The sequence below is a fragment of the Hymenobacter taeanensis genome, assembly GCF_013137895.1.
Taxonomy (GTDB): domain Bacteria; phylum Bacteroidota; class Bacteroidia; order Cytophagales; family Hymenobacteraceae; genus Hymenobacter; species Hymenobacter taeanensis.
Genome location: NZ_CP053538.1, coordinates 349,430 through 362,221, shown reverse-complemented (window position 1 = coordinate 362,221; position 12,792 = coordinate 349,430). Strand labels below are relative to the sequence as shown.

Sequence of the window (12,792 nt, the reverse complement as noted above, 5' to 3'; positions counted from 1 at the left end):
GAAGGAAGTGGCCTAGAGCTCGTAAAACTCAACCGGCAAGCCGTCGGGGTCCTGAATGAAGGTGAAGCGCCGGCCGGTAGCTTCGTCTATCCGAATGAGCTCGTAGGCCACTTGGTGCCTATCCAATTCGCGTACGGTGGCATCGAGGTCAGTGACGGCGAAGGCTAAGTGGCGTAGGCCAGTAGCCTCGGGGCGGGAGAGGCGCGCAGGGGTTTCGGGGAAGGAAAACAGCTCGATGAGGTACTGCCCATTGAGGGCCAGATCCAGCTTGTAGGAGTTGCGGGCGGCGCGGTAGATTTCCTGTTGCACCTCCAGGCCCAGCACCTCGGTGTAAAACCGTTTTGACGCGGCGTAATCGGAGCAGATGATGGCAATGTGATGGACGCGGAGCAGGGAAAGCATAGGAAACGCAGCAGGAGCGAGGCCGAAGGTGGCCCGGCAATATCGGCGAAAATGCGTTTCTTACTCCTGTCACTAGCCGCTGCCCCCATGAAACGACTCACCTCTGCGTGTCTGTTGGTTGCTGCCCTCTGCGCGAACCCGGCACCAGCGCAGGCACAAAAAGCCGTTACGTTTCAGACCCTGGATGGGCGCCGCCTGCGCAGCCCCAATATCGACCGGCTAGTGCAGCAGCTCATGGACTCAGCCCGCATACCGGGGCTGGCCCTGGCTCTGCTGGAAGACAACAAAGTGCGGTATCTGCACACCTACGGGCTGCGCAACCTCGAAACCCGCGCCCCCTTGGAGCCCAGCACCGCCATGTACGGCGCGTCTCTGAGCAAGGCGGTGTTTGCCTACCTCGTGATGCAGTTGGTGCAGGAAAAGCGCCTCAACCTCGATAGGCCTCTGCATGAGTATATGCCTAAGCCTCTGCCCGAATACGATGCCTACCGTGAGCTGGCCGGCGACGAGCGGTGGCGCCAGCTCACGGCCCGTATGGCCCTCACGCACACCACCGGCCTACCCAACTGGCGCTGGATTGAGCCCGACAAAAAGCTGCGCTTCAAGTTTGCGCCCGGTGCCCACTATTGGTACTCCGGCGAAGGCCTGCAGCTGTTGCAACTGGTGGTGGAGCAGATAACCGGGAAAAGCCTGACGGAGCTGAGTACCGAGCGAGTTTTTCAGCCCCTAGGCCTGTCGCGCACCAGCTACGTGTGGCAACCAGCCTTTGAGGGCAATTACGCCCTGGGTTACGACGAGCAGGGCCAGCCCCTGGAAAAGCGCAAGCGCACCAAGCCCGGCGCAGCCGGCTCCCTGGAAACCACGCCCGCCGACTACGCCGCCTTTCTGGCCGCCGTGATGCAGGGCCGCGGCCTGACGCCCGCCGCCAAACAGGAAATGACCCGTGGGCAGGTGCACATTCCCTACAAGGCTCAGTTTGGGCCGCTGGCCACCGTGGCCGCCCCCGACAGCAACCGTACCATCCGGCTGGCCTACGGGTTGGGCTGGGGCACATTTGAGTCGCCAAAGTATGGTCACGCCTACTTCAAAGAAGGCCACGACGACGGTTGGGAAAACCACAGCGTGGTGTTTGCTAACCAAAAAAAGGGCCTATTGCTGATGAGCAACAGCTCTAACGCCGACGGCATTTTCAGGCAACTTCTGGAGCGCCTACTCGGCGACACCGACACCCCGTGGCAGTGGGAAAACTACGTGCCGTACACCGCAAAGCAGGAATAGTACCCGGAAGCTGTGGCACCCAGGTACAGGCACTTCCGCGCATCAGCCTGACGTAAAATGAACCTGCTAGGCCACTCGTCTGGCTTCGCTGGCGGGTATCCACCTATCGGCTTGGCAGTTGGGGCAGGTGGCAGTGCCCCCGCGCGGGAGCTCCTGCACGTGGCCGCAGGTAGCACAGGCATATTTCCCGGCTTCTTCTACTCGTTTGCGGGTATGCTCCACGCGTTCCGGCCAAATAGGCATACCGGGCCGCACGGGTTCCTGCTCGTCGAAGAAGAAGATGCTGAGGTTGCCGGTGGCCTCAATGTAGGCGCGGCGTACCTGGCCTAGGTGTTCCACTTGGAGCTGGCGCAGTTCCCCAAACAGCTCCTTTTGCGTCAGGTTCTGCTTGCGAAAGTTTTCAAGTTGAATAAGCCCATTTTCTACCAGCAGTACCGGCTTGCCCTCCAGCCAGTCGCTGAACTTGGTAAACCTCTCTGTGAGGCGGTTGAAGAGCAAATAGAGCCCCGTAACCACGGCAAATACCACGACGGCATACAGCAGGGGAGTATCGTGGTAGAGCATGGCGTCGCCGGCGGCGGAGCCCAGGCCCAGAATAATGCTCAGCTCAAAGATGGAGAGCTGCCGCACGCCCCGCCGCCCCGTAACGCGCAGGGCGCCCAACATGAGCAGGTACGTTACCACGCAACGAAATACTACTTCCAGCAGAAAGAGCGGGGGCGCATCAACAGAAAAAAGGATTCGGTCCCAATCAAAGGGCTTGATATCAGCGGCAAGCAACATACAGGATAGCAGCAGGTAAAGAAGGGAAGCAGCCCCATTCTCCAGCCCTAACGCAACTGCTGTGCTTCCGGTTAGCGGAGTAGCACGCTTTATTAACGGCTACTCTAAGCTTACTCTTCCGGCGGCTTGGGCAGCGGCTGCATCATATGGAACGTGGTAGGTGCAAAACCCTGGGATTCCCAAAACCGGCGGCCGGCCGGGTTGGCTACTGCTACCTGCAGCTCCAGGTGGTCGGCACCCTGGGCTGTGAGCCACTCTTTGGCAACTCCAAACAGCGCCCGCCCCAGGCCCTGGCGCCGGTGAGCCTCCCGCACAATGGTCTCGGCAATGTAGCCGCGCCGGAAGTAGTGCATGCCGGTGCTGCCCACTTGGTACGTAGCCACCATCAGGCCTAGCAGACCGTAGCGCCCCTGGGCTACAAACATGCGGGTGTTGGTCTCGGCCAAACGGGTGCGCAACACCCGCTTCAGCTGGAAATCGGCGCTGGGGTGATACCCAAATACAGGATGAAACGTCTGGTGCTCATCCATTAGCTCGCACCACAGGCTGTAGAGTTCATCCAGGTCCTTGTGGGTAGCAATGCGAATGGTCATGCAGGGGTGAATATGATTAGCGCATAAGCAAGCTACAACCAGAACTCGACAGTACAAATTGAGCAGTGCGCAATGAGTAGTATACTCCATTGCGCACTGCTCATTATTCATTACTCATTGATTATGCGCTGGCCTGGCCTAGCTCCGAGAGGTCTTCGGGGCTCAGCTGTAGCTCAGTGGCTTTCAGGAGCTCCGTCACCTGCTCGGGGCTGGTGGCGCTGGCAATGGGGGCCGTGAGGCCGGGCTGGGCCATGATCCAGGCCAAGGCTACCTGGGCTTGGGTGGCCTGCAGGCGAGACGAAACTGCATCAAGAGCACCGAGGATTTTCAGGCCTTTGTCGTTGAGGTATTTTTGGCCTACGCCGCCGCCACGGGCGCTTTTCTTGAGGTCTTCCTCACGGCGGTACTTGCCGGTCAGGAAGCCTGCGGCCAGGCCGTAGTAGGGAATCACGCCAATGTTCTGCTCCTGCATGAGGGGCAGCAGGTCCTGCTCAAACTCGGTGCGGTCGTAGAGGTTATACAGGGGTTGCAGGCTCTCGTAACGTGGAAAGCCGTGCTTGGCGCTGGCCTCGATGGACTCGCGCAGGCGGGCCGCCGAGAAGTTGGAGGCCCCAATGGCGCGCACCTTTCCTTCCTTCACCAGCTGGGCATAGGCCTCCAGGGTCTCCTCCACGGGCGTGGTGGGGTCGTCTTTGTGTGATTGATACAGATCGATATAATCCGTCTGGAGGCGCTTGAGGGAGCCTTCCACGGCCCGCAGAATGTAGTCTTTCTTAAGGCCCTTGTTCTCGGGGTTTACTTCCCAGCCTACTTTAGTGGCGATGATGACGTCGTCGCGGCGGCCGCGCTGCTGCAGCCACTTGCCGATGATAGTTTCCGACTCGCCGCCCACGTGGCCCGGCACCCACACCGAGTAGCCATCGGCTGTATCAATAGTATTGCCGCCGCCCGCCACAAAGGCATCCAGGATGCGGAAAGAAGTGGCTTCGTCGGCGGTCCAGCCGAATACGTTGCCGCCCAGCACGAGGGGCGCAATCTGCAGGCCGGAGCGGCCCAGTTCACGATGTTGCATACTGTAGAATCGAGTGGATGATATAGTTAGCATAAACCCATTTGAAGGCTCCTGGGTTATGGCGCTTCGGTGTATTTTAGGGCATGGCCAGCAAGCTCGATACCCTGAAAGTAGTAGATGTGCCCGACCGAGCCACGTGGCGCGCTTAGCTGGAAGTGCACTACACGCAGCCTGCCAGCGTGTGGCTCACGCTGTATAAAAAGGAAAGTGGCCAGCGCCTCATGACCTACGCCGACACCGTGGAAGAAACCCTTCGTTTTGGCTGGGTTGACTCTTACCCTCGCGCGTAGATTGGGGGTAGGTGCAACATACCCGTCCGTCATGTCGAGCTTGTCAAGGCATCTCGCATGCTGACGCTAGAACGAGTAGAGGCGCAATATTTTGCGGCTCGTCGTTGAACGACCGGCTTATAACGATTGGCCTAGGACGGCTCAAGCTGCACAACATCAGCAATTAGCAGACGCAAAATATTGCGTCTCTACCCGTTCTGGCGTCAGCACGCGAGATGCCTTGACAAGCTCGACATGATGTTCTCTTTCAGTTGTCCCCACAGCTTGGTGTAGTACCTTCACTGCCATGCTACGAATCTGCCTTCTGCTTCTGAGCCTGGGGAGCATCCTGCTGCTGGGAGCCACGCCGGCGCCTATCATTACGGAGCGCAACTTTCAGGCGCACTTCGACCACTATGGCGTGAAGGGCTCCATCTTACTTTTCGAGAAGCCGGCCGGCCGGTATGTGGCCTATAACCTGCAACGCTGCCGCCAGGGTTTCCTGCCCGCCTCGACTTTCAAGATTCCCAATACCCTAATCGGCCTACAAACCGGCGCCCTTCCCGACACGGCTACTATGTGCAAGTGGGATGGGGTGCAGCGCAAGTTTCCGCAGTGGAACCATGATATGACGTACGCCCAGGCCTTGCGCGTATCGTGTGTGCCGTGCTACCAACAGCTGGCCCGGCGGGTAGGGGTGGAGTCCTACCACCAGTGGCTCCGGAAACTAGCCTACGGCCACATGGATGTTACGCCCCAGAATCTGGATGGATTCTGGCTGGATGGCAACTCCCGCATCACGCAGTTTGAGCAGCTCGATTTCCTGCAGCGCCTGCACGCTGAGAAGCTGCCCATTGCCACTCAGCACCAGCGGGCTGTGAAACGGATTTTACAGCTCCAGAAAACGCCTGAATACACGCTCTACGGCAAAACGGGCTGGACCTTCAGCTCTGCCACCAACGTTGATAACGGCTGGTTTGTAGGCTGGCTCGACCGCGCCGATGGCCGCACGATCTATTTCGCGCTAAACATAGAGCCACAATCAGGATCCGCAAATGACCAGTTCATCAACGCCCGCCGCGCCATCACCGAAGCGGTGCTTCGGGAAATGAAGTGGCTGTAGCTGAATTTCCTTATTGTAGAAACAAGAAAATATTATTTAGATGGATGATGTGATATATTTATTTCGAGGTGTAAGTATTAGCGGAGATAAATTAATTGGTGTATTAGAGTCAAAAGAATATGATGAAAGCGATGTTAGTGCTTTGCTTTATGTATTAAGGAAAACTGTTGATAACAGGCTCATTAATACAATATGCCTTGCCTTCGCTGGCCTAAAGTACAATGAATCTATACCAGATATGATGAGGTTATTGTCAAGTGAGATGACGAGAAATAAAAAGGGAACTATCTTATATTCAATGAAGGCGTTAAAGTATGAAAAGTATCTGCCGGATATATTTCGAATGCTCAATGATGATTTTTCCTTTGAGGCTTTTAATATGATTTACCTAATGATAGATGAGTGCAGTGCTACCAAGAATAATAAGATGTATTTGCGTGAGGTGCTAATTAATATTGAATCTAGGAATTTGAGAAGTGTTTTTATTCACCAAATAAGGCGTGAAATAAAATTGAAATTGTCTAGCCCTATCTCTTTTCCAATCAAGAAAGTGAGTAGAGCGAAGAGGAATTAATCCAGCAAAGAGAGTATACTGTACATTTACTCTATGCGCATACTCGCACTGCTTGGCTTTCTACTCCTCACGCGTCTAAGCTTGTCCCAGACGACGCCGGCGGATGTGCTCATTCGCAACGGCCGGCTCTACGATGGCACCGGTAACGCCTGGACGTATGCTGATGTGGCCATTAGGGCCGGGCGGATTGTGGCCGTAGGCCAGTTGCCCGCCGATTTTGCTGCTACTACCGTCATTGATGCGAAAGGCTTGGCCGTGGCGCCGGGCTTTATCGACGTGCACACCCACATTGAAGACGATGAAGTGCGCCAGCCTACGGCCGATAACTTCCTCTACGATGGCGTAACAACGGTAGTAACCGGCAACTGTGGCTCGTCAAGGTTGCCGCTAGGCCAGTATTTCCGAACCCTCGATAGTCTGCACCTCTCCGTGAATACGGCCTCGTTTGTGGGGCATGGCACTGTGCGCAAAGCCGTGATGGGCCGGTCCAAGCGGGCTCCTAGTGAGGCGGAACTGCGGCAGATGGAGGATCTGGTGGCTCAGGCCATGCAAGACGGAGCCGTGGGCCTATCCTCGGGGCTGATTTACGTGCCGGGTACGTATTCCCGCACGCCCGAAATGGTGCGGCTGGCCCGGGTGGCTGCCCAGTACCACGGTCTCTACGCCACCCACATGCGCAACGAAAGCGACAGTGTGACCTTTGCCATTCAGGAGGCGCTGCAAGTGGCCCGTGAAGCCGGCCTGCCCCTCGAAATATCTCACTTGAAACTAAGCGGTCAGCAGAACTGGGGCCAAGCCGATAAGCTGCTAGGCCTCATTGAGCAAGCCCGCCAGGCCGGTCAGCAAGTCACCATCGACCAGTATCCGTACACGGCCAGCTCTACCTCACTTAGCACCCTGCTCCCCGATGATGTACAAGCCGACGGTCGCGACTCCCTGCGCGTGCGGCTGCAGCGCCCGAAGGTGCGCGCCGCCGTGGAAGCCGATATGCTCCGGCGCCTGAAGCGGCGCGGCCTCAAGCACTTCAGCTACGCCGTGGTGGCCAGCTTCCCGCCAGATACCAGCTACCAGGGCCTCAGCATTGAGGAAATCAACCGCCGCCGAAAGCGCCCCCACAACGCCCGCGCCGAGGCGGCCACTATCATGGAGCTTGTGCTGGAGCATGATGCCGGCATGGTGTTTCATGGCATGAGTGAGCCCGATGTGCAGCAGATTATGCGTTACCCGCAGAACATGGTGGCTTCTGATGCCAGCATCCGGGTGTGGCAGCAGGGCATGCCGCACCCCCGCGGTTACGGCTCCAATGCCCGCGTGCTAGGCCACTACGTGCGCGAACTGCACGTGCTCACCCTCGAAGACGCCATCCGGCGCATGACCAGCCTGCCCGCCCAAACTATGGGCTTCACCGACCGTGGCCTGCTGCGCCCCGGCTACGCCGCCGACATCGTCATCTTCGACCCGGCCACGGTGCAAGACCGCTCCACCTTCACGCAGCCTCATCAATATTCGGTGGGTATGCGCTACGTGTTGGTAAACGGCCGCCTGACGGTGCAGGAGGGGAAGCATACTGGCCTGCGCAATGGGCAAGTGTTGTATGGGGGCGGTAAGAGGTAGTTTGCACATCGGGGCGCCTCACCCCCCGGCCCCCTCTCCGGAAAAAGAGAGGGGGAGCCGAGAGCCGAACATTCTTACTGCGTTGTGCGGGTGGATGTGCTGTTAGGGACAACAGGCTTTACCGTTTCTCCAGCACCCGCCAGCCATGAGCGGGTACGGGCAGGGTGTTGTTAGGCTGGAGTAGAAGTTGCTCTTCGCTGAAAACGTCGAGGTAGTTTCCGGCCGCTTCTGCTGGCAGCTCCAGCGTTTGTGGCTCTGCACTGATGTTTACGGCTACCAATACTGCCGCTGCGCCGTGGTGGCGGATGAAGGCATACACATCGGGGGCGGAGGGCAGGCGTTGGAAACGGCTTTCTAGCTGGCCGTTGTGCAGGGCGGGGTGGCGCTTTTTGAGCTGGAGCAGGCGGGTGTAGAAATCCTGGAGTGGGTAGCCTCGCCAGTCAATGGTATCCTTGTCGAAGAACTCCAGTCGCTTGTTTAGGGCTGCCTCCTGGCCTGAGTACACTAAGGGCATACCAGGGAGCAGGCAGGTAAGTACGGCAAATGGCAGTACGTTGGAGCCCAAGCGCTCGTACTCAGTACCGTCCCAGCTATTCACGTCGTGGTTGCTGGTGAAGTGCATGAGGTACACGCTGGGCGGGTACTTGGCGCGCTCGGCGGCTAGGTACACATCGATATCGTGGAGGGGCTGCTTTCCCTCAGCAATATGGTCGAGGAGGTAGTGCAGGCGCAGGCCAAACGTCATGTCGAAGGCGCGCTCCAGTAGCTTGGTGTCGCTGTTAAACTCCGCCCAGGTCAGGCCGCCGGAGGGGTAGAGCTCATCCCACTCGGCTAGCATAAACACTGGTTTCAGCTGGTCGAGCTCCTGGCGGGCCGCATCCCAAAAGTCGGTGGGCACCAGGCCGGCCACGTCGCAGCGGTAACCGTCGATATCGGCCTCGCGCACCCAGTAGAGCAGGGCGTCGGTCATGTAGCGGCGCAGGGCTGGCTGGTTGTAGTCGAGGTCGATGACGTCGTGCCAATCGGCTACGGGCGGCACGAACTGGCCTAGCGCATCTTTGGTGAACCACTCGGGGTGTTGCTCGGCCAGTGGGTTGTCCCAACTGGTATGGTTGGCCACCCAATCGAGCAGCACATACAGGCCTAGGGCGTGCGCAGTCTGCACGAGGTGGCGCAAATCATCTAGCGTTCCAAACTCAGGGTTTACGCCGTAGTAGTCCTGCACGGCGTATTGGCTGCCCAGGGTACCCTTGCGGTTCACCTGCCCAATCGGGTGAATGGGCATCAGCCAGACAATGGTGATGCCCATGGCCGCCAAGCGCGGCAGGTGTTCCTCGAAGGCCCGGAATGTGCCCTCGGGCGTGTATTGCCGGATATTTACTTCGTAAATGCTGGCGTGCGCCGCCCAGGCAGGGTGCTGCAATTGAAACAGGTGCGCGTTTGGGTGTAGCTCGGAGTAGGTCACGGAAGGAAGCAGAGTTGCGAAACAAACTCGTGTGCCTACGCAGAAATGCCCAAGCCGGCTACCGCCAGGCCAGGTTAGGTGCGCACTACGTCGGTATCAATGGGGGTATAGCCCAGCTGCCGGCTCATGCTCAGGACCTGGCCTTTGTGGTGAAACTCATGCGTTATTACGTGCGTGAAAAGCGCCAACGGCGTTAGCAGCACTGGCTCAGCGCGGTGCGGCACCCGCCAGGAATACTCCGTTTGCCACTGACCTTGAAAGTGTTCCAGAAAGTCTGCAACCAGCTCATCTGCCTGTGCATACAACTGGCCTGCGGCAGCTACATCCGGCACTGTGGCAGCATCAGGCAGTGGCCCCGACTGGCCGAGGGCCACATTCACAAGCCAGTGCTGGTAGGTGGCAGCTCCATGCACCAATACATCACGGATGCTACTGTGGTTGAAGTCCGGAAGAGGAGCCATAAAATCAGCTGGAGCCAGGGTGGCGCAATAGGCCAACAAAACTCCGCGGGCACTCCTGACTAGGTCGTATTGGGCAGTGAGAAGCTGGTGCATGATAGTTAGGCTACCTGTGTCGCCAAAAGGAAGTGAAGGGGTACTGCGAATCGCCAGCCCCGCCTGGCGCTAGGTGGAGCATTTTTGTGGCGGCTGGTTCAGGGGCTTCAGCTCTTCTGGGCAATTACCAGCACCGATTTTCCAAAATTGTGCAGCAGCAGCTTATCCGTGAAGCGGGAGATGGGCACCATCATTGTATCCCAGAACTTGATCTGCTTTAGCGTGGGGTTGCTTTGCTTCAGCAGCAGCTTGTTGGCGGTAGAAGCCAGCATGCCCACGCTATCCAGATAAGAAGCCTGCAGAATTTTGCTCTGAGGCGGCATTACGCGGAGCAAAGAGGTCCGCGAGTACCGGCGGAAGTGACCAATAGCTTTGTCAAACGGGCTGAACAGCCACTGGTGAGCCGGCACAATAATAAGCAGTACGCCACCGGGTGCCAGGTGCTCATAGGCCCTGGCCAGCTCAGCAGCATCGTGCTCAATGTGCTCAATCACATCAATGTAAAGAATGGCATTGTACAGATCAGTGGCGGGCAAATCGGCGAGTAGGCCAGTGTGCAGGCGGCAGCAGGCGGGCAGCTGCCCAGAGTTCAGCAGGTCCTGAATATTGGCCGCGAGGTCTGCATCGGGCTCCACGCAAAGCCAGTCGGCTTGGGTGCCATCGCACAGGGAGAGGGTGGTGCCGCCAATGCCGGCTCCTACCTCCAGTACACGTCCTTTTAAATGGGGCTTGAGTTTATTGCCGTAGTAGCTCTTCCAGTTGGTGGCTTTTTCAAAAAGCGTTAACTCATCACCGATATAGTGGGTAACGTCTGGTGCAGGCATGGAAACAGGCAAAATAGAGTAAGCAAAGGCCTCTTAATACTACAAAAAGTTTTGTCTGAGGCTTGGTGCAAGGGCAAAAGTAGAATAAGCTTCGGGATGAGGCTTACTTCTGATCTGGCAGGCGCTCATATACCCGGTAGCTGTGGGGCGGCAGCAGCACCCGCGAGCCCGAGCCCAGCTTCAGCACCTGCTCACTAAACAACTCCCGGTACACGCCTGGCCCCAGGGTGCGCATCGTGATTTCATGAGGAAGGCGGCTGAGGTTGGTGGCCACCACCACACCGGTTTCGCCCTTGCGCCGCACGAATACCACCACTTGCCGGTCGGTGCTGGCGGGCAGGCGCTCAAACTCGCTGCAGGCGTCGCCGTTGCGCAGGGCGGGGTGGCGCTTTTTAAGCTGCAGCAGGCGGGTATAGAAATCCTGCAGTGGGTAGCCGCGCCAGTCAATGGTATCCTTGTCAAAAAAGCGGAGCCGCTTTTTCAGCGCCGCTTCCTGGCCGCTATACACCATGGGCATGCCCGGCAGCAGGGCGGCCAGCACGGCCAGGGGTTGGGCATTGGCGCCCACGCGCTCATATTCCGAGCCATCCCAGCTGTTGATGTCGTGGGAGGTGGTGAAGTTCATCAGGTACACCTGAGCGGGGTAGCGGCGGCGCTCATCGGCCAGGTACTTATCGAGGGCGGCTACGGGCTTTTTATTGTTGGCAATGCTATCGAGCAGCGCGTGCAGGCGCAGGCCATAGGTCATGTCGAAAGCCTGCTCCAGCAGTTTGGTCTCGGGGTTGAAGTCTTCGCGCTTCAGGAAGGTGGGCGGAAACAGCTCGTCCCACTCCGCCAGCATAAATACCGGCTTAATCTTCTCTAGCCGCTGGCGGGTGTCGTTCCAAAAATCGGTGGGCACCAGTCCGGCCACATCGCACCGGAAACCATCAAACCCGACTTCGCGCACCCAGTAGGCCATGCTTTCCTGCATGTATCGGCGTAGTTCGGGCTTGCTGTAATCAAGGTCAATAACATCTTGCCAGTCAGAAACGGGGGGCTGAAACTGGCCTTGCTTGCTCTTGGTGAACCACTCAGGGTGCTCTTTTGAGAGCTTGCTGTCCCAGCTGGTGTGGTTGGCCACCCAGTCAAGAATAACGTGCATGCCCCGTTTGTGGGCCTCGTTAACGAGGTGGCGCAGGTCATCTAGATTGCCAAACTCGGGGTTTACGGCGCGGTAATCCTGAATGGAGTATTGGCTGCCCAGGGTGCCCTTGCGGTTAAGCTGGCCAATGGGCTGCACCGGCATCAGCCACAAAATGCCCACCCCCATTTTCTGCAAGCGCGGCAGGTGGGCCTCAAACGCCCGAAACGTGCCTTCGGGCGTGTACTGCCGGATGTTGACCTCGTAAATACTGGCAGAGTCGGCCCAGGCGGGGTGGCGAATGGTGTAGGCCTCCGGCAGGGGCACATCGCAGGGCGCAGTGGCGGCGTTTTCTGAGCCGGAACAAGCGGCTAACAGGCCTAGCAGTAAAACGCTGAGCAGACGAAAAGAGGCGGTTGACATAGCTGCAACATACCAGTTTTCTGGGTGAGGAGGCGGGAAGGCCTGTTCCGCCAAAACCACCCGAACGCGGCACTGCGGTAGCCAAAAGGCTACAACAGCACCGCGTCCGGCTGGTATATAGTTGGTATGGAGTGACCTATGAAGAGGTAGTAGCCCCGCTCGCGGAGCGGTTGGCGCGTTCCGGCTGATAGCGCACTCCTCCAAACAGATACAGCATTAGAGTGCGGGAGTAGCGCAGGCTGAGTGGGGTAAGGATAACAGCAAAAAAAGCCACCGCTGACACATACACCCAGGTGTCGGGGTCGTGGAGGAGGAAGTATACCAGAAAGCCCACTACCAGCATAATGGCGGTAGAAAAGGCGAAGGTGATATACATGGCTCCCCAGTAAAAGCCAGGCTCGGGCTCGTAGCGCTGCCCGCACACGGGGCAGCCCTCGGGCATATCGGCAAACTTCGTTACGTTGAAGGCACTGGTAGAAAACAAGGGCCCTTGGTGGCAGCGAGGGCATTTCTGCTCCAGCATAGCCAGGAACGTAGAATCGGTCTTTTGCATAGTAGTAAGCGCATCAGGAGCGTTGATACAAAGCTACTACGGCCAAACCGGGCGCGATAGATGCGTTTGCGGGATTGTTTGGTACAAATCAATTCTTGTTAAGTAATAGGGTGGTTAAGTAATGGAGTGAGGAAGTAAGGCG

13 protein-coding genes are annotated in these 12,792 nt (G+C 57.9%); 4 read left to right on the top strand and 9 right to left on the bottom strand.

Annotated elements, in window-relative coordinates; genetic code table 11:
- Window positions 1-12: 12 nt before the first annotated feature.
- Entirely contained in the window at window positions 13-402 is a 390-nt protein-coding gene (gloA2, locus tag HMJ29_RS01550) for an SMU1112c/YaeR family gloxylase I-like metalloprotein (RefSeq protein ID WP_171589836.1), read from the bottom strand.
- A gap of 87 nt (window positions 403-489) precedes the next feature.
- On the opposite strand from gloA2, the gene HMJ29_RS01545 reads away from it, so the two are divergent.
- The gene (locus HMJ29_RS01545) at window positions 490-1,680 is read left to right on the top strand and encodes a serine hydrolase domain-containing protein (protein ID WP_171589835.1); all 1,191 of its coding nucleotides are present in this window, start codon (window positions 490-492) and stop codon (window positions 1,678-1,680) included.
- Window positions 1,681-1,746: 66 nt separating this feature from the next.
- On the opposite strand, the gene HMJ29_RS01540 is transcribed toward HMJ29_RS01545, so the two are convergent.
- From HMJ29_RS01540 to HMJ29_RS01530, 3 genes are all read right to left on the bottom strand, one after another.
- Window positions 1,747-2,463, bottom strand: coding sequence for a DUF421 domain-containing protein (locus HMJ29_RS01540; protein WP_171589834.1), 717 nt, complete (start codon window positions 2,461-2,463; stop codon window positions 1,747-1,749).
- A gap of 110 nt (window positions 2,464-2,573) precedes the next feature.
- Window positions 2,574-3,056 (bottom strand): GNAT family N-acetyltransferase, encoded by a 483-nt coding sequence (locus HMJ29_RS01535; protein ID WP_171589833.1) that lies wholly within the window; start codon window positions 3,054-3,056, stop codon window positions 2,574-2,576.
- Between the two features lie 121 nt (window positions 3,057-3,177).
- On the bottom strand, window positions 3,178-4,128 hold the full coding sequence (locus HMJ29_RS01530) for an aldo/keto reductase (protein ID WP_171589832.1): 951 nt from the start codon (window positions 4,126-4,128) through the stop codon (window positions 3,178-3,180).
- Between the two features lie 155 nt (window positions 4,129-4,283).
- Between HMJ29_RS01530 and HMJ29_RS20580 the strand changes: the two genes are divergently transcribed.
- From HMJ29_RS20580 to HMJ29_RS01520, 3 genes are all read left to right on the top strand, one after another.
- Window positions 4,284-4,418, top strand: coding sequence for a YdeI/OmpD-associated family protein (locus HMJ29_RS20580; RefSeq protein WP_262922195.1), 135 nt, complete (start codon window positions 4,284-4,286; stop codon window positions 4,416-4,418).
- A gap of 286 nt (window positions 4,419-4,704) precedes the next feature.
- The gene (gene blaOXA / locus HMJ29_RS01525) at window positions 4,705-5,520 is read left to right on the top strand and encodes a class D beta-lactamase (protein WP_171589831.1); all 816 of its coding nucleotides are present in this window, start codon (window positions 4,705-4,707) and stop codon (window positions 5,518-5,520) included.
- Between the two features lie 607 nt (window positions 5,521-6,127).
- The gene (locus HMJ29_RS01520; protein WP_171589830.1) at window positions 6,128-7,708 is read left to right on the top strand and encodes an N-acyl-D-amino-acid deacylase family protein; all 1,581 of its coding nucleotides are present in this window, start codon (window positions 6,128-6,130) and stop codon (window positions 7,706-7,708) included.
- A gap of 118 nt (window positions 7,709-7,826) precedes the next feature.
- Here HMJ29_RS01520 and HMJ29_RS01515 read toward each other — a convergent pair whose 3' ends face one another.
- The 5 genes from HMJ29_RS01515 to HMJ29_RS01495 all read right to left on the bottom strand — a co-directional run bounded on the left by HMJ29_RS01515 (window position 7,827) and on the right by HMJ29_RS01495 (window position 12,650).
- Entirely contained in the window at window positions 7,827-9,173 is a 1,347-nt protein-coding gene (locus HMJ29_RS01515) for an alpha-amylase family glycosyl hydrolase (protein WP_171589829.1), read from the bottom strand.
- 74 nt (window positions 9,174-9,247) lie between these two features.
- Window positions 9,248-9,727 carry a DinB family protein gene (locus tag HMJ29_RS01510; protein ID WP_171589828.1) on the bottom strand — a complete coding sequence of 160 codons (480 nt, stop codon included), beginning with the start codon at window positions 9,725-9,727 and terminating at the stop codon, window positions 9,248-9,250.
- 107 nt (window positions 9,728-9,834) lie between these two features.
- Entirely contained in the window at window positions 9,835-10,551 is a 717-nt protein-coding gene (locus HMJ29_RS01505; RefSeq protein ID WP_171589827.1) for a class I SAM-dependent methyltransferase, read from the bottom strand.
- Between the two features lie 103 nt (window positions 10,552-10,654).
- Window positions 10,655-12,097, bottom strand: a complete 1,443-nt coding sequence (locus HMJ29_RS01500; RefSeq protein ID WP_171589826.1) for an alpha-amylase family glycosyl hydrolase — start codon at window positions 12,095-12,097, stop codon at window positions 10,655-10,657.
- A gap of 136 nt (window positions 12,098-12,233) precedes the next feature.
- Window positions 12,234-12,650: a DUF983 domain-containing protein gene (locus tag HMJ29_RS01495; RefSeq protein WP_244678700.1), complete on the bottom strand. Its 417-nt coding sequence runs from the start codon at window positions 12,648-12,650 to the stop codon at window positions 12,234-12,236.
- Window positions 12,651-12,792: the final 142 nt, after the last annotated feature.

What these genes read in the sequence shown, in the direction of transcription:
- HMJ29_RS01535 (WP_171589833.1), bottom strand. Translation starts at nt 3,056, where the DNA reads ATGACCATTCGCATTGCTACCCACAAGGACCTGGATGAACTCTACAGC.
- HMJ29_RS01545 (WP_171589835.1), top strand. Translation starts at nt 490, where the DNA reads ATGAAACGACTCACCTCTGCGTGTCTGTTGGTTGCTGCCCTCTGCGCG.
- HMJ29_RS01540 (WP_171589834.1), bottom strand. Translation starts at nt 2,463, where the DNA reads ATGTTGCTTGCCGCTGATATCAAGCCCTTTGATTGGGACCGAATCCTT.
- HMJ29_RS01495 (WP_244678700.1), bottom strand. Translation starts at nt 12,650, where the DNA reads ATGCAAAAGACCGATTCTACGTTCCTGGCTATGCTGGAGCAGAAATGC.
- HMJ29_RS01510 (WP_171589828.1), bottom strand. Translation starts at nt 9,727, where the DNA reads ATGCACCAGCTTCTCACTGCCCAATACGACCTAGTCAGGAGTGCCCGC.
- HMJ29_RS01520 (WP_171589830.1), top strand. Translation starts at nt 6,128, where the DNA reads ATGCGCATACTCGCACTGCTTGGCTTTCTACTCCTCACGCGTCTAAGC.
- HMJ29_RS01505 (WP_171589827.1), bottom strand. Translation starts at nt 10,551, where the DNA reads ATGCCTGCACCAGACGTTACCCACTATATCGGTGATGAGTTAACGCTT.
- blaOXA (WP_171589831.1), top strand. Translation starts at nt 4,705, where the DNA reads ATGCTACGAATCTGCCTTCTGCTTCTGAGCCTGGGGAGCATCCTGCTG.
- HMJ29_RS01530 (WP_171589832.1), bottom strand. Translation starts at nt 4,128, where the DNA reads ATGCAACATCGTGAACTGGGCCGCTCCGGCCTGCAGATTGCGCCCCTC.
- HMJ29_RS01500 (WP_171589826.1), bottom strand. Translation starts at nt 12,097, where the DNA reads ATGTCAACCGCCTCTTTTCGTCTGCTCAGCGTTTTACTGCTAGGCCTG.
- gloA2 (WP_171589836.1), bottom strand. Translation starts at nt 402, where the DNA reads ATGCTTTCCCTGCTCCGCGTCCATCACATTGCCATCATCTGCTCCGAT.